The sequence below is a fragment of the Methylobacterium sp. PvR107 genome (assembly GCF_017833295.1).
Taxonomy (GTDB): domain Bacteria; phylum Pseudomonadota; class Alphaproteobacteria; order Rhizobiales; family Beijerinckiaceae; genus Methylobacterium.
Genome location: NZ_JAFIBW010000001.1, coordinates 876,688 through 890,986 on the forward strand (window position 1 = coordinate 876,688; position 14,299 = coordinate 890,986).

Annotated in this window: 14 protein-coding genes; 8 read left to right on the forward strand and 6 right to left on the reverse strand. The window is 68.2% G+C overall.

What is annotated here, in order from left to right; genetic code table 11:
• Positions 1-18: 18 nt before the first annotated feature.
• The 4 genes from clpS (at position 19) to JOE48_RS03955 (ending at position 4,666) form a co-directional block, all read left to right on the forward strand.
• Complete coding sequence (clpS, locus tag JOE48_RS03940) at positions 19-405, forward strand: ATP-dependent Clp protease adapter ClpS (RefSeq protein ID WP_210035550.1); 387 nt, start codon at positions 19-21, stop codon at positions 403-405.
• 37 nt (positions 406-442) lie between these two features.
• On the forward strand, positions 443-2,926 hold the full coding sequence (gene clpA / locus JOE48_RS03945) for an ATP-dependent Clp protease ATP-binding subunit ClpA (protein ID WP_210027866.1): 2,484 nt from the start codon (positions 443-445) through the stop codon (positions 2,924-2,926).
• Between the two features lie 91 nt (positions 2,927-3,017).
• Positions 3,018-3,302: a hypothetical protein gene (locus JOE48_RS03950; protein WP_210027868.1), complete on the forward strand. Its 285-nt coding sequence runs from the start codon at positions 3,018-3,020 to the stop codon at positions 3,300-3,302.
• Positions 3,303-3,352: 50 nt separating this feature from the next.
• Complete coding sequence (locus JOE48_RS03955) at positions 3,353-4,666, forward strand: flavin monoamine oxidase family protein (protein WP_210027870.1); 1,314 nt, start codon at positions 3,353-3,355, stop codon at positions 4,664-4,666.
• 49 nt (positions 4,667-4,715) lie between these two features.
• Here the strand turns inward: JOE48_RS03955 and JOE48_RS03960 are convergent, their stop codons facing one another.
• The 3 genes from JOE48_RS03960 to egtB are packed head-to-tail and all read right to left on the reverse strand — an operon-like array spanning position 4,716 to position 8,094.
• The gene (locus JOE48_RS03960; RefSeq protein ID WP_210027880.1) at positions 4,716-5,780 is read right to left on the reverse strand and encodes an adenylate/guanylate cyclase domain-containing protein; all 1,065 of its coding nucleotides are present in this window, start codon (positions 5,778-5,780) and stop codon (positions 4,716-4,718) included.
• 37 nt (positions 5,781-5,817) lie between these two features.
• A complete protein-coding gene (gene egtD / locus JOE48_RS03965) occupies positions 5,818-6,807 on the reverse strand; it encodes an L-histidine N(alpha)-methyltransferase (protein ID WP_210027882.1) in 990 nt (329 codons plus the stop codon).
• A gap of 18 nt (positions 6,808-6,825) precedes the next feature.
• Positions 6,826-8,094 carry an ergothioneine biosynthesis protein EgtB gene (gene egtB / locus JOE48_RS03970; protein ID WP_210027884.1) on the reverse strand — a complete coding sequence of 423 codons (1,269 nt, stop codon included), beginning with the start codon at positions 8,092-8,094 and terminating at the stop codon, positions 6,826-6,828.
• 263 nt (positions 8,095-8,357) lie between these two features.
• Between egtB and murI the strand changes: the two genes are divergently transcribed.
• A complete protein-coding gene (gene murI / locus JOE48_RS03975; protein WP_210027886.1) occupies positions 8,358-9,233 on the forward strand; it encodes a glutamate racemase in 876 nt (291 codons plus the stop codon).
• Between the two features lie 123 nt (positions 9,234-9,356).
• Positions 9,357-10,073, forward strand: coding sequence for a cache domain-containing protein (locus JOE48_RS03980; protein WP_210027888.1), 717 nt, complete (start codon positions 9,357-9,359; stop codon positions 10,071-10,073).
• A 67-nt stretch (positions 10,074-10,140) separates the two neighbouring features.
• Here the strand turns inward: JOE48_RS03980 and JOE48_RS03985 are convergent, their stop codons facing one another.
• From JOE48_RS03985 to JOE48_RS03995, 3 genes are all read right to left on the reverse strand, one after another.
• Positions 10,141-10,308 (reverse strand): hypothetical protein, encoded by a 168-nt coding sequence (locus tag JOE48_RS03985; RefSeq protein ID WP_210027890.1) that lies wholly within the window; start codon positions 10,306-10,308, stop codon positions 10,141-10,143.
• Between the two features lie 420 nt (positions 10,309-10,728).
• Positions 10,729-12,384, reverse strand: coding sequence for a porin (locus tag JOE48_RS03990; RefSeq protein WP_210027892.1), 1,656 nt, complete (start codon positions 12,382-12,384; stop codon positions 10,729-10,731).
• A gap of 448 nt (positions 12,385-12,832) precedes the next feature.
• Positions 12,833-13,048 (reverse strand): hypothetical protein, encoded by a 216-nt coding sequence (locus JOE48_RS03995; RefSeq protein ID WP_210027894.1) that lies wholly within the window; start codon positions 13,046-13,048, stop codon positions 12,833-12,835.
• A 258-nt stretch (positions 13,049-13,306) separates the two neighbouring features.
• Here JOE48_RS03995 and JOE48_RS04000 point away from each other — a divergent pair, with 258 nt between their 5' ends.
• Both JOE48_RS04000 and JOE48_RS04005 read left to right on the forward strand, forming a co-directional pair.
• Positions 13,307-13,516: a hypothetical protein gene (locus JOE48_RS04000; RefSeq protein ID WP_210027897.1), complete on the forward strand. Its 210-nt coding sequence runs from the start codon at positions 13,307-13,309 to the stop codon at positions 13,514-13,516.
• A 131-nt stretch (positions 13,517-13,647) separates the two neighbouring features.
• Entirely contained in the window at positions 13,648-14,289 is a 642-nt protein-coding gene (locus tag JOE48_RS04005) for a DUF47 domain-containing protein (RefSeq protein WP_210027899.1), read from the forward strand.
• Positions 14,290-14,299: the final 10 nt, after the last annotated feature.

The window sequence follows — 14,299 nt, forward strand, 5'->3', positions numbered from 1 at the left end:
CACATGAGACAGGTCCCCATGCAGGGCACCGCGAGTTCCACGAAGGGTCACTGGCCGGCGCAACGTGCGATCACGGCGTCCGGGTCGCGCGCGCCAGGCGGTGACGACCGATCCAACACGGCGATCATCACCCGCACGAAGCCGCGGACCAAACGGCCGAGCCTTTACCGGGTGCTCCTTTTGAACGACGACTACACGCCGATGGAGTTCGTGGTGCTCGTGGTCGAGCGGTTCTTCAACAAGAGCCACGAGGACGCCTACCAGATCATGATGCACGTGCATCAGAACGGGGTCGGCGAGTGCGGGGTCTTCACCTACGAGGTGGCGGAGACCAAGGTGACGCAGGTCATGGACTTCGCGCGCAAACACCAACATCCTCTCCAGTGCGTTATGGAAAAGAAATAGGCGCCGCTCGCGGTAGGCACCCACACAGAGGCCAGCTTTGCCAAGCTTCTCACGCAGCCTAGAACAAGCTCTCCACCGCGCCCTGGCGCTCGCGGGAGAGCGCCGGCACGAATACGCGACGCTGGAGCACCTCCTGCTCGCCCTCGTGGACGACCAGGATGCGGCCGCGGTGATGCGCGCCTGCAATGTCGAGATCGATACGCTCAAGCGCAGCCTCGTCGACTACGTCGATACCGAGCTGTCCAACCTCACCGGCGACGGGCGGCAGGACGCCAAGCCGACGGCGGGGTTCCAGCGCGTGATCCAGCGCGCTGTGATCCACGTCCAATCCTCCGGTCGCGAGGAGGTGACCGGGGCGAACGTGCTGGTGGCGATCTTCGCCGAGCGCGAGAGCCACGCCGCCTACTTCCTGCAGGAGCAGGACATGACCCGCTACGACGCGGTCAACTACATCAGTCACGGTATTGCCAAGCGCCCCGGCGCCTCCGAGTCGAAGCCCGTGCGGGGGGCCGAGGACGAGGGCGCGGCCGAGCGGCCGAGCGACGAGGGTGATCCCCGCGGCGGCGCCAAGAAGAAGGGCGACGCGCTCGACGCCTACTGCGTCAACCTCAACAAGAAGGCCCGCGACGGCAAGATCGATCCGCTGATCGGCCGCGAGACCGAGGTCCAGCGGACGATCCAGGTGCTCTGCCGCCGGCAGAAGAACAACCCGCTGCTTGTGGGCGATCCCGGCGTCGGCAAGACCGCGATCGCGGAAGGCTTGGCGCGCAAGATCATCCAGCACGAGGTGCCGGAGGTTCTGGCCGACGCGACGGTGTTCTCCCTCGACATGGGCACGTTGCTGGCCGGCACCCGCTATCGCGGCGACTTCGAGGAGCGCCTCAAGCAGGTGATGAAGGAGATCGAGGCGCACCCGAACGCGATCATGTTCATCGACGAGATCCACACGGTGATCGGCGCCGGCGCGACCTCGGGCGGGGCCATGGACGCGTCGAATCTGCTCAAGCCCGCGCTGGCTTCGGGCACGCTGCGCTGCATCGGCTCGACCACCTACAAGGAATACCGCCAGTACTTCGAGAAGGACCGCGCCCTCGTGCGCCGGTTCCAGAAGATCGATGTCAACGAACCGTCGATCCCCGACACGATCGAGATCGTGAAGGGCCTGCGCCCGTACTTCGAGGAGTTCCACAAGCTCAAGTACACGACCGAGGCCGTGAAGGCCGCGGTGGAGCTGTCGGCCCGCTACATCAACGACCGCAAGCTGCCCGACAAGGCGATCGACGTGATCGACGAGACCGGCGCCTCGCAGATGCTGGTGCCGGAGGCGCGCCGCAAGCGCACCATCGGCATCAAGGAGATCGAGGCGACCATCGCCACGATGGCCCGGATCCCGCCGAAGACCGTCTCGAAGGACGACGCGGTGGTGCTTCAGCACCTGACCGAGAACCTGAAGCGCGTGGTCTACGGCCAGCCGAACGCGATCGAGGCCCTGACCTCGGCGATCAAGCTGGCGCGCGCCGGCCTGCGCGACCCGGACAAGCCGATCGGCTCGTACCTGTTCGCCGGCCCGACCGGCGTCGGCAAGACCGAGGCCGCCAAGCAGCTCGCCTCGTCGCTCGGCGTCGAGATGCTGCGCTTCGACATGTCGGAATACATGGAGCGCCACACGGTCAGCCGGCTGATCGGCGCGCCGCCCGGCTACGTGGGCTTCGATCAGGGCGGCCTGCTGACCGACGGGATCGACCAGCACCCGCATTGCGTGCTGCTGCTCGACGAGATCGAGAAGGCGCATCCGGACCTGTTCAACATCCTGCTGCAGGTCATGGACCACGGCAAGCTGACCGACCACAACGGCAAGCAGGTCGATTTCCGAAACGTCATCATCATCATGACGACCAACGCGGGCGCCTCGGACCTGGCGAAGTCGGCCTACGGCTTCACCCAGTCGAAGCGCACGGGCGATGACGTGGAGGCGATCAACAAGCTGTTCGCGCCGGAATTCCGCAACCGTCTCGACGCGATCATCTCGTTCGGCCACCTGCCGAAGGAGGTGGTGGCCAAGGTGGTCGACAAGTTCGTGCTTCAGCTTGAGGCGCAGCTCGCCGACCGCAACGTGACGATCGAGCTGTCGGACGAGGCCCGCGAGTGGCTGGTCGAGCACGGCTACGACGACGCGATGGGTGCCCGTCCGATGGCCCGGCTGATCCAGTCGACCATCAAGACGCCGCTCGCCGACGAGGTGCTGTTCGGCAAGCTGAAGGATGGCGGCGCCGTCCGCGTGGTGGTGCGGAAGCCCGAGGACGACGAGGCCAAGGCCGGCGCCAAGGACAGCCTGGGCTTCGAGTTCCCGGCCGGTCCGGTGACGCCGAAGCCCGAGAAGGACGTGACCAACGTCGCCAAGCGCCACAAGCGCACGAAGCCCCGCACCGCGGCCCGGAAGAAGACGCCGAAGGACAACAAGGGTGGCGGCGGTTCTGGCGGCGTCCGGACCGTGCCGAAGGTGCCACTCGTACGCGCCTAATGGTCCGCTCGGCGGTCGGCGGCCTTCCGGACTAGGAGCCGCCGGTCTATGACCGCCGCGACGCGAATGCGCCGCGGCGAGGAGGCGGCCGATGACTGACAACCTGCACGAGGGCCCCCTCACCTCCGTCTCGCAGCCGGCGCCCCCGAAGAAGCTGACCCGGCGCGAGGAACGCCGCCTTCGCCGCCAGCGGCGTCGGCGGGGCGAGGAGGTGCTCGCCTGGATGCTCGTGCCGCTGATTTGCTTCGGCATCTACTGGGGCATCAACGCGGGCTTCGACTTCTTCGGGACGTCGCCGGGTCAGGTCTGGGACCAGCTGATGCAGGTCAAGACGATGATGGAGAAGCGCTCGGGCACGCAGGGCGCACGCGGGTAGCGCGTTCTCCTTTGTCCGGCTGGTTCAGGACGTTTCCGAGCAGAGGCGCCATGAACCCGGGCCAGTCGACACCCACCCGACGCGCGATCATCGCCTCCGCCCTGCTGGCCGCGCCGGCCCTGCGCGCGTCCGCGCGGGGCGGGCCCGTGGTGATCGTCGGCGCCGGTTCGGCGGGTCTTGCGGCCGCGGCCGCGTTGCGGGCGGCAGGCCAGAGCTTCACCCTCGTCGAGGCGCGGGATCGGATCGGCGGCCGCGCCTTCACCGACAGGGCGCTCGGCGCAGACTGCCCCTTCGACGCCGGAGCCGAGTATATCCATTGGGCCGAGCACAACCCGTGGGCGCCCATCGCCCGCGCGGCCGAGGTCCGGTTCGCCCGGGAGGACGGTTGGGCGCGCACCCTCACGATCGACGGGCGCCCCGCGACCGATGCGGAGAAGGCGGCCCGGCGCGCCGGCTTTTCCGGACTCGACGCACTTCTGGAGCCGAAGGGAGGCGATCCGTCCCTGGCCGAGGCCGCCCGGGCCGGTGGCCCGAACGCCGAGCTGGCAGCCGCGGGCTTGAGCCGGCTCTCCCTCGGTGAGGATCCCGAGCGGGTCTCGGCGGTCGATTACGACCGGCTCTGGTCCGGCACCGACCTGTGGGTCGACGGCTACGGCGACCTGGTGGCGCGCCATTTCTCGGATCTGCCGGTCAGCCTCGGCTGCCCCGTCCGCGCGATCGACTGGTCCGGCCGGGAGGTTAGGGTCGAGACGGCCCAAGGCACCCTGTCGGCGGCCGCCGTGATCGTCACGGTGCCTGTGGGCGTGCTGCAATCCGGTGCGCTCCGGCTCAGGCCTGGGCTCCCCGACGGCCCGCTGGCCGCGCTCCAGGGGCTGCGGATGGGCGCCTACACCAAGGTCGGGCTGCGTCTCGACCCAGCCAGGATCGATCCGACGGCGTTCGGCGATGCGGTCTCGATCGCGACCGGCGGTCCGACGCTGTATTTCGAGATGGGCCCGTTCGGCCGGCCTCTGGCGGTGGCCAATCTCGGCGGCGACCTCGCCCGCGACCTGTGCCGCGCCGGCGAGACCGCAGCGGTGGCGCTGGCCACCGAACGCCTCGGCGTCGTTCTGGGCGAGAAGGCCAAGGGTGCCGTGCTGGCGGGGCGGCTCGCCGGCTGGTGGACGGATCCGCACGCCTGCGGATCGTACGCGATCGTCGCGCCCGGGCACGCCGAGGCTCGCGACCGTCTGCGGGAGCCGGTGGGTGGGCGGCTGTTCTTCGCCGGAGAGGCCCTGGCCGGCGGCGGAGCCATGACCGTCGGCGGTGCGACTCTCGACGGCGAGCGCGCCGCCCGCGATGTGCTGAAGGCGCTGGGCGCCTGATCTCAGCCTTCGTCTGCCAATGAGCCGGGGCGTCGCCGCACGGCCCGCTTCAGCCCAGCACCGCTTGGCTCTGAACGGGCGCTACCGTCGCGGCGGCCGGCGCGCGGCGTCGGATCGCCGCGACGGCCAAGGGTTCCGCGCGGCCTCTCAGGGAGTGGGCGCCCAGATCCTCTGCAACAAGATCGGCCGGCAGCGGCCCGAGCCGGCGGAGAAGATCGGCCGATACCAGCACGTGGACGCCGAGCGTCTTGGACAGCGTTTCCAGCCGCGCGGTGGTGTTCACCACATCGCCGAAATACGCGATCTTGTGCCGCTCCAGACCGATCTCGGCGGTGACCACCGGGCCGCAATGGAGGGCCGCGCGGAACTCCGGCACCTGCCCGAAACGGCTCCGCCACGCCTCCGATTCGGCGGCGAGGCGCGCGGCGAAATCGAAGACGCAGCGGAGGCACGCGGCGTCGCGGGTGCCCCGCTCCATCGTCCAGGTCACCAGCGCGAGGTCGCCGATGTAATCGTCGATGGAGCCGCGCGTCTGGGAGACCGGCAGCGCCAGCGCGTTGAACACCTGCCCGAGATAGGCCTGGGCCTCGCGGTCACCGTAGCGGTCCGCGAAGCGCGTCGAGCCGCTCACGTCGAGGAACAGGAAGATCCGTTCCTCGCTGATCGGGCGATGGTACCGGCCGATCAGCAGGTTGGCGAACACGCCCGGCCCGATCAGGTCGCGGACCCGGAACACGAACACCACGAGCACCGAGATGCAGAGCGCGTAGAGCAGGCCCGTGTCGGTCATCAGCATCGCGTTGCGCTCGCTGTACATGAACCGGAACAGGCGGTTCAGCACGGTACTGGCGACGGCGTTGCCGACGACGATCGTCGCGACATAGAGCGCCACCGTGGCGAGCAGGAACAGCGGCGTTGCGAGACTCCGGACGCGCTCGCGCAGCGCCGGGGCCAGGAGCCGCCGTTCGTAGAGCATGATCGGCGTGCCGATGATCGCGCCGCGGATCGCCGCGCCGGTCAGCGGTCCGACCTCGAAGATCAGCCCGTAGACCAGGCCGGCCAGAGCACCGAGGGCCGGCGCCACCACGTAGAACCAGGGCGGTCTGAAACGCACCGGCGCCTCCTGCGTGGTTCCGGTCGCCAGCGGACCCTCAATCCAGCCGGAGCGCGTGGACCGAGAACAGTCCCTCCGGATCGGTCCAGACCTTGAGCCATGTCCAGCCGGCCCGCTCGGCCAGGGCCCGGAAGGTCGCGACCGTGTATTTGTAGCTGCTCTCGGTGTGGATCGTCTCGCCTTCCGCGAACGCGAAGGTGTCGGAACCGACACGCACGGTTTGCGCGTCCCGGGAAACGAGATGCATTTCGATCCGTGATGCCGATGCGTTGAACACGGCGCGATGGGCGAAGGCGTCGAGGTCGAAGCGGCCGGCCAGCTCCCGGTTGATCCGGCTCAGGAGATTGAGGTTGAAGGCGGCCGTGACGCCGGCGGCATCGTCATAGGCACGCTCCAGCGTCGCAATGTCCTTCACGAGATCGACGCCCACGATCATGTGGGCGCCCTGCCCCAGGATCCGCCCGAACCGGCGCAGCAGGCCCTCGGCCTCTGCGGGCTCGAAGTTGCCGATGGTCGAGCCTGGGAAGAAGCCTGCCCGCGGCAGGCCGTCGAGGCTCTGGGGCAGGTCGAAGTCGCGGGTGAAGTCGGCAACCACCGGCTCGACCCGGAGCTGCGGCAGGTCCGCCTTGAGGGCCTCGGCCTGGGATTGCAGGAACGCACCGGAGACGTCGACCGGCACGTAGGCGGCCAGCGTCTCGAGATGCTCGAGGAGACGGCGAAGCTTCACGGTCGAGCCGCTGCCGAACTCCACCAGGGCGGCGTGCGTCGGCAACAACGTCGCAATCTCCGGCCCGCTCCGGTCGAGAATGCCGATCTCCGTGCGGGTTGGGTAATATTCCGGAAGCCGCGTAATCGCCTCGAACAGGTCCGAGCCCGCAGCGTCGTAGAAGTATTTTGGCGACAACGCCTTCTGGGGTTGGGACAGGCCCGCCCGGACGTCGTCGAGGAAGGCCAGCGCGGCCGTTTCCGGCGCGGCTGTGTCGAGGGCGACCGGTGCCGCGTCGGGGAAGGTGGGCTTGATGGTCAAGGGTGCCTCCGGGGCGCGTCAGGCGGCGTCCGCGAGGCGCAGGCCGGTGAATTGCCAGCGCTGGTGCGGATAGAAGAAGTTGCGGTAGGGCAGACGGGCATGGCCGTCGGGCGTGGCGACGGACGAGCCGCGCAGCACGAACTGGTTGGCCATGAACTTGCCGTTGTACTCGCCGAGCGCCCCCGGCAGCGGCCGGTAGCCCGGATAAGGGAGGTAGGCGCTGCGGGTCCATTGCCAGACGAGGCCGAACGCGTCCGGCAGCAGGCCGTCCCGGGCCGCGACCTCCCACTCGAACTCGGTCGGCAGGAACCGGCCCGCCCAGCGGGCATAGGCGTCGGCCTCATAGTAGCTGATGTGGGTGACGGGCGCGTCGAGCGCCACCGGGCGCAGGCCGCCGAGGGTCATGGTGGCCCAGCCGTCCCCGTTCCGGCGCCAGTAGCCCGGGGCCTCCCACCCCTCGGCCGGACCGGCATACCAGCCATCCGAGAGCCACAGCTCGGGCTTGGCGTAGCCGCCATCCTCCATGAAGGCGAGCCACTGGCGATTCGTCACGAGCGCCCGGTCGATCCGGCCGGCCACGATCAGCGTCTCGTGGCGGGGCGATTCGTTGTCGAACGAGAACCCCTCCCCCTCATGCCCGATCCAGGCGATGCTCCGGTCGAGATGCGCTTGGCCGGGCTGTGCCGCAGCATCGGTGAACCGCCAGGCCGGATCGTAGGCGGGGCTCAGCGGGTTCTGCGCGAAGGCGTGCAGGATGTCGGTGAGCAGGAGCTCCTGGTGCTGCTGCTCATGGAAGAGGCCGATCTCCAGGATCGGCAGCACCGCCTCCAGAGCGCGCTCGGAGGCCCGCCCGAGCAGGCTCTCCACGGCCCGATCGACATGCGCCCGGTAGGCGCTCACCTCGGCCATGGTCGGGCGCGTGATCAGGCCCCGCTCGATGCGCGGCTGACGCGGGCCGGCAGCCACGTAGTACGAGTTGAACAGGTAGTGCAGCCGTTCATCGAAGATCGCGTAACCCGGCAGGTGCTCGCGGAGCAGGAATTGCTCGAAGAACCACGTGACATGCGCGCGATGCCACTTGGTCGGGCTGGCATCCGCCATCGACTGGACCTGCTGGTCCTCCGCGGAAAGCGGCTTGGCGCGGCGCTCGGTCTCGCGCCGCACGTGGCGGAACGCGGCGATCCAGCTGGCCCGGTCGATCGGGCGGGCGGTGATGAACGGCGGCGGGAAGGCTGGTGCCCCCTGCTCGCGCGTCTCCTCCGGGCGCAGTGCGGCCGTGGCTGCCATGACGATTGTCCCCCGTTCCGGGCACGACGCGGAACCATTTCCTCGATTCCGAGCCAGCGCGCAGAAGATATGTCCCAGCCGTGGTCAGACAACCTCTGCAGGCCGGGAAGCCCGGCGGGCGTGGTCCCGCACGTCTTCGCTCCCCGGAGGCCGAAGTTAACGGGAACAGTTGGGGATCGCGGGTCTTTCTCTCGCCGCAGTGAGGGCCCTTTAACCCTCGCCGCCGAGATTTTAGGACGCTCGTCGAGGAGTCCAGGGTTCTCATGCGGATCGATCTGATGGCTGGAGCCAGCCTGTCCGCCGCCGCGCTGCACGTCGCCTCCGAGCCGACCATCCTGGTCTTCGATTCCGGCCTCGGTGGATTGACCGTCCTCGACGCGGTGCGCCGCGCCCGGCCGGATGCCCGTTACGTCTATGTCGGCGACGACGCGGCCTTCCCATACGGCCGGCTCGGCGAGCCGGCCCTCGTCGCCCGCGTCCTCGCGGTGATGGAGCGCCTCGTCGCGATCCACCGGCCAGACCTCGTGGTCATTGCCTGCAACACCGCCTCGACGCTGGTCCTTCCGGCCCTGCGCCAACGCTTCACGACGCCCTTCGTGGGTGTGGTTCCGCCGATCAAGCCGGCCGCCGAGGCGACGCGCTCGCGTCTGGTCTCCCTGCTTGCGACGCCCGGAACGGTAATTCGCTCCTACACCCGCGACCTGATCGCAACCTATGCCGGATCCTGCACGGTCACCCTCGTCGGCTCGCAGAACCTTGCGGGTTACGCGGAGGCGGAACTCGCCGGTGCTCCGGTGGACGATGCCGCACTCGCGGCCGAGATCGCGCCCTGCTTCAAGATTGAGCCGGACGGGCGGCAAACGGACGTGGTCTGTCTCGCCTGCACGCACTACCCCCTGCTGCTGCCGCGCCTCGAGGCGCTCGCGCCCTGGCCGGTCACGTGGATCGATCCAGCTCCCGCCATCGCGCGGCGCGTCGTGCAACTGATCGGGCCTCTGCCCCGCGCCGCGGACCGGTACGGGGCTGCGATCGGCGCCTTCACGGCTGGCACCTGTCTGAATGCCTCTCTGCGCGCGGCACTGGCGGCGCGTGGGATCGGCGAGGTGGGGATCGAGGCGATTCCCCTGCCGATGCAATAGGCGGCAAACCTGAGCCATCGCGCTGACGAGTGCGTGAGGACTGTATTGAGCGCTTGCCAAGTCGGCAGGTGCAGTTTCTGATTGTGGCGATTCGAGAGGCTGTGCTGATTTCGGGAGAGGCCGATGTCGCTGAGAGCTTCGGTGCTTGCGGCTGTCTTGATCCTTGGGGCGGGGCCGACCGCACCGGCTCTGGCCTGCGGCGACGGCGAAGCCCCGACCTCCTGCGACGATCCGAGCCCGAACGGTTTTGCGTCCTGGATGCTCGGCCGCGTGGATCGGGCCTTGCGGTCGGACAGGGTTCGGGCGCTTCAGGATTTCTCCGACGGGGCCCGCGGGTTTCGCACCGCAGACACGTACGTGTTCTGCATCGGTCCGGACGGCATCATGAGTGCCCATCCCAACCCGATCCTGAGAGGTCACGACGTGCGGGACCTGCACGACAGGACGGGAAACTATTTCATTCGGACGATGATGGAGGCGGCCAAGCCCGGGCAGATCTCGGTGATCCGTTACCTGTTCCCCAAGCCCGGCAGCACCGTGGAGGAGCCGAAGACCACCTACTACACCAAGGCGGGTGACCAGACCTGCGCGGTCGGCGTTTACGACGCCGATATCGCTGCCCCCGCCGTCGCGACCGCTGACGGGCGCGTCGCCCAGCTTCGGCAACGCCTCGACGGCCAGATCCCGAATAGTGCCCGCGCGGATTGGACCGCCTTCCTCGAGGCGCTGAACGCGCAGGGCGATGAACGGGCGACGGTGATCGCCAAGGTGCGGCACGACCTGAACGCCGCGGCGACCGCCCTGGATCAGGCCGGGCCGCGGTCGACGGGCGGCCGTTAGGACCAGCCTGACACTGTCCGCGAACCCGGCCGTGCCGGGCCGGTCACGCCCAGGCGTTTGAGCTCAGTCAGCGTGCGGCGATCGCCACCCGGGCCGGGCTCGGGGACGCATCGGCTTCGGTCGGGACGATCAGGTGAACGAACAGCATCCCGGCCGCGACGATCAGCGCGAGGGCCACGATGCGCCACACTTCGAGGATTGGCTCCTGGGACTGCGTGTTCGTCTCGGTCGGCATGTTTCCGCATCCTGCCTGTTCGAACCCGGATGGGACACCCGGAGAATGAACGCTTGGTAAAGCCGTCCCTGTGATGCGTCCCGCGCGTCTTGCCGCCCAGGCCCGGTGACGGCGGCCAGAGCGGGGGCGAGGAACCACCGTGAGGATCGTGGCCGCCGAGGCCAAAATGACGGCGCGTACGATCCGCATCCGGGGCATCGGGGGCTGGTCCGTTGTGGAGCGGGCAGATGGAACATCTCTCCTCGCCCTCGCGGTGCGGCGCCGCACAGACGGAGCGAGCCGCCTCTCGGGCGCCCGCGTTGCCGGCGGCGACAAAAAAAGCCCGGCACGAGGCTGGGCTCAAGGTCCCATTTTGCACGGAGGTAGTCCATGACGCTGAGGCAAGCTGCCCCGGCACCATGTTCCGATCGCCAGTGGTGATCAGAAGTCGCGCTGGACTCGGAAGCGCACCTGCGAAACCGAGTCCTTCGAGGCTGTCGCGACAGCGAAGGTGCCAGCGTTGATGGCCGCGATGTTCGAATAGGCCGTGGGGCTCTTGTCGAGGTCGATCGCCCGGCCGCTCTTCAGGCCGATCTGCGTGTAGAAGGCTTCGACGCCGATATCGAGATCCTTGACCGGCGACCAGATCACGCTGCCGCCCGCCACGAACTGGTAGGTGTCGCGCAAGGCTTGGCTCAGCTGGAAGAACCGCGTGCCCGGCGTGCCGACGGCGTTTGAGCCGAACGGGTTGCTGCCGGCCAGCCCGCTCACGAGGCCGTAGAGCTGGCCCTGCTGGTAGCGGGCGGCCGCCGAGAAATCCTGCTCGCCGTAGGAGCCGAAGAAGGCCGAGCGCCATTCCGGCGTCCAATAGTGCAGGTAAGACGCCGTGACCGTAAAGCTCTGCGATGTCTGCAGCTGGCCCGTATACGGGTTGACCGTGGCATCCGAGAAGTACTGGGCGAATTTCTGGCCTTGGATGGTCGTGGTGCTCTGCGTGTAGCAGCCGGTATACGCGCAGTAGCCGGTGTACATCTGCGCGCCGTCGCCGTAGGCGCCCTGCAGGTAGAGGGCATCGCCCGGGGCGATGAACGGGGTGTTGATTTTCAGGCCGCCCTGGACCGCCCAGCCGAACACGCTGTTGGTGTGTGCCGGGGCCACGATGGAGCCCGTGCCGGTGGTCGCCGCGGTGGAGATGTTGCCGACGTTCAGCTCGTGGGCCGCGGCCGACAGCTGGGCCGAGCCCCAGGCCTGGTCGAGGCGCGCGACGCCGACGAAGTCGGGCATACGCTCGCGCTCGATCGTATCGATGGCGCTGAAACGTGTCGGGACGCCACCGGTATAGCCGACGAAGACCTGCGTCGGCTGGGTGGTCACGCCGAAGTTCTGCACGCTGCCGGTATTGAGGGTAGCCGAGACGTTCTGCGGCGAGAAGATCGGGGTGCGGCGGAAGACCGGATCTTCGATCGAGATCGTGGCCGACAGGCCGTTGCCGATCGTCGCCGTGTAGGCGAGCAGGTTCGTGGAAAACACGTCCGAGCCGAGGGTCGCGGCGGCGATCTCGAAATCGTGGGCGTAGAAGTCGAAGAACGAGGAGGCGCGACCGGCGGTCAGGCCGGCGAACTGAATGAACGCCTTGTCGACGTTCACGAATTGCTGGTCACGGCCGAACTGATCGGTGCCAATGCCCGGGAAGGCCTGGCCGATACGCTGCTGGGTGCCGGAAGTGCCGACACCGGAATAGCCGGTGCGGGCGCCCGCATCGAGGCGGACGAAGGCGCGGAGCGTGCCGTAGGCGGTCTGGGTGCGGGCATCGAGGTTGATGCGCATCCGGCCCTGGTATCCCGACGTATCGCCGCCGTTGGTGCCGGATTGGCGCGAGTAGCTGGTCTGGTAGCCGCCCTCGAACCGGGCGCGGCCCGAGATGCGCAGGCAGGTGTCGGTGCCGGGGATGTAGAAGAAGCCGGCGCCGTAGGCGGTGCAGACCCGGACGTACTCGATCGGAACCGCCTTCTTGACCGGCAGGTCGGCGGCGTGCGCGGCACCGACGGCCGCGAAGGCGGCCGCTGACCCGAGCAGCGAACTCTTCAAGAGCGTCATAGAAATCTCCAAAGCTTCGAGACCCGTGGCGCGGTCGCCCGATTGTCCAGATCTGACCGCATGTCTGTGGTTTGGCCTGCGTCTTGGGCGGCAGGCTCATCAGGGAACGCGTTCGGCGATGCCTGAATGCGCTGCGATCATGCTCTGCCGGCCCCAGCGGGACAATAGAATTCAGTGCTCGCCGCTTGTTCCGCGGGCGCAATGTGATCTTTGTGCCACGTTTTACTCGATCTATACGCAAACATTACCCGCACAAGTCAGAAATATTACGAAATGTATCCAGAAAATATGTTTCTGTGCTCAAAAGCTGCGCCGAATGCCTGCCGTCCTGCCCGGGCGGCGTGCAGATTGGGAAGCGCGCCGAATTGATCCTCCACCCGGTCCTGTCCGGGGGCGGCCCGGTCGCTTCAGCCGAGCGGGCGCTCCGCATCGAGACGCGGTCGGTTTGTCACGCCGCCACATCGGTGAGAGCCGCGACCTCACACCGGTCGGCCCGGAACCGCCAGTCGACCACCTGCGCCCGCTCGCACAGGATCGCTTTGGCCTGCCACGCGGCGGATACGTCCGAGCGGGCGCGGACCACGATGGCGCTCTGTACGGCCCGGTGGTCGTGCCCGGTATCGTCGGGGACGGTCATGGTGAAGGTCACGCGGTAGGTGCGCATCGGTCGGCTCCGCTCTGGACGGAGCCATCGTCGGTCCACGCGGCGCAGGGTGCCTTGATCCGGAGCAAGGACAGAGGAAGTCACCGCCGGTCGGAATTGCGGCGCCGATCCCGCCGGCGGGGAGCCCCAAGTAACCCACAGCTTTTTCGTGTCCGATAAAGCGGAGTTGCCGTCATCGCTCGAATAGTCCAGCTTTGGCCGTAATCGCCTGCGGTCTTCATCACTCAAGAGTGGAGGTCATCGGCTCGGGGGTCGCTGATGTTCGAGAGCTTTTTCTGGGGGGCGGCGCCCGTCGTCCTGATCTGTGCCGTGACGCTTGTGGCGATCGGCGCCATCCGACAGCCGCGCCCGCGAGAGGGCCAGGCCGACCCGCGCCTTGCCGATCCGCGCAGGACCTTCGGGCGCAAGCGACGCTGGCGCCGCTTCGCCGGGGCCGGTCGGCGCCCGAGCGTCCTCCCGCTGCGGTGAGCGGAACGTCCGCATCATCGGCGGACGAATTGCGTGCTCAAGCCTGGATCGGTCCGGCCTCCTTGGCGGTTGTGCTTGCCGGGCGCCGATCGGCCCTTCGGTCACACCGATCTTCTGGACCTGGACACGACATGCTGGCTTGGTTTCGGGCGCTGATGCCGAAGGAAGACCGGTTCTTCGACCTCTTCGAGCGTCACGCGGCCACGCTCGTCGATGGCGCGGTTGCCCTTCGGGCCCTCCTCGAGGGCACGCAGGATATCGCGGGGGCCTGCGCGGCCATCGCGGCGCGCGAGGACGAGGCCGACGCGATCACCCGCGAGGCGCTCCTGGCGGTGCGCAGGACCTTCATCACGCCCTTCGACCGCGGCGATATCCAGGCCCTCGTCGGCTCCCTCGACGATGCCATCGACCAAATGCTCAAGACCGCGAAGGCGGTCCAGCTCTTCGAGGTGACGGCCTTCGAGCCGGCGATGCGCGAGATGGGCGTGGTGATCCAGGAGGCCGCCCAGGTCACCGCCGAGGCGCTCCCGAAGCTGCGCGCCCTCGGAGAGAACGCCGCCGCCCTGAACGGCCTGACCGAGCGCGTCATCGAGTTGGAAGGCTTGGCGGACGATCTGCACAATGCCGGGCTGAAGAGGCTGTTCAAGGCCTCCCGGCAGGATCCGATGGCCTTCCTGGTCGGGTCCGAACTCTACGATCACTTGGAGAAAGTCATGGACCGGTTCGAGGATGTGGCGAACCAGATCAGCAGTATCGTGGTCGAGCACGTCTGAGCGACGGGTC

What these genes read in the sequence shown, in the direction of transcription:
- clpS (WP_210035550.1), top strand. Translation starts at nt 19, where the DNA reads ATGCAGGGCACCGCGAGTTCCACGAAGGGTCACTGGCCGGCGCAACGT.
- JOE48_RS03950 (WP_210027868.1), top strand. Translation starts at nt 3,018, where the DNA reads ATGACTGACAACCTGCACGAGGGCCCCCTCACCTCCGTCTCGCAGCCG.
- JOE48_RS03955 (WP_210027870.1), top strand. Translation starts at nt 3,353, where the DNA reads ATGAACCCGGGCCAGTCGACACCCACCCGACGCGCGATCATCGCCTCC.
- egtB (WP_210027884.1), bottom strand. Translation starts at nt 8,094, where the DNA reads ATGGCAGCCACGGCCGCACTGCGCCCGGAGGAGACGCGCGAGCAGGGG.
- murI (WP_210027886.1), top strand. Translation starts at nt 8,358, where the DNA reads ATGCGGATCGATCTGATGGCTGGAGCCAGCCTGTCCGCCGCCGCGCTG.
- JOE48_RS03980 (WP_210027888.1), top strand. Translation starts at nt 9,357, where the DNA reads ATGTCGCTGAGAGCTTCGGTGCTTGCGGCTGTCTTGATCCTTGGGGCG.
- JOE48_RS03985 (WP_210027890.1), bottom strand. Translation starts at nt 10,308, where the DNA reads ATGCCGACCGAGACGAACACGCAGTCCCAGGAGCCAATCCTCGAAGTG.
- JOE48_RS03990 (WP_210027892.1), bottom strand. Translation starts at nt 12,384, where the DNA reads ATGACGCTCTTGAAGAGTTCGCTGCTCGGGTCAGCGGCCGCCTTCGCG.
- JOE48_RS03995 (WP_210027894.1), bottom strand. Translation starts at nt 13,048, where the DNA reads ATGCGCACCTACCGCGTGACCTTCACCATGACCGTCCCCGACGATACC.
- JOE48_RS04000 (WP_210027897.1), top strand. Translation starts at nt 13,307, where the DNA reads ATGTTCGAGAGCTTTTTCTGGGGGGCGGCGCCCGTCGTCCTGATCTGT.
- JOE48_RS04005 (WP_210027899.1), top strand. Translation starts at nt 13,648, where the DNA reads ATGCTGGCTTGGTTTCGGGCGCTGATGCCGAAGGAAGACCGGTTCTTC.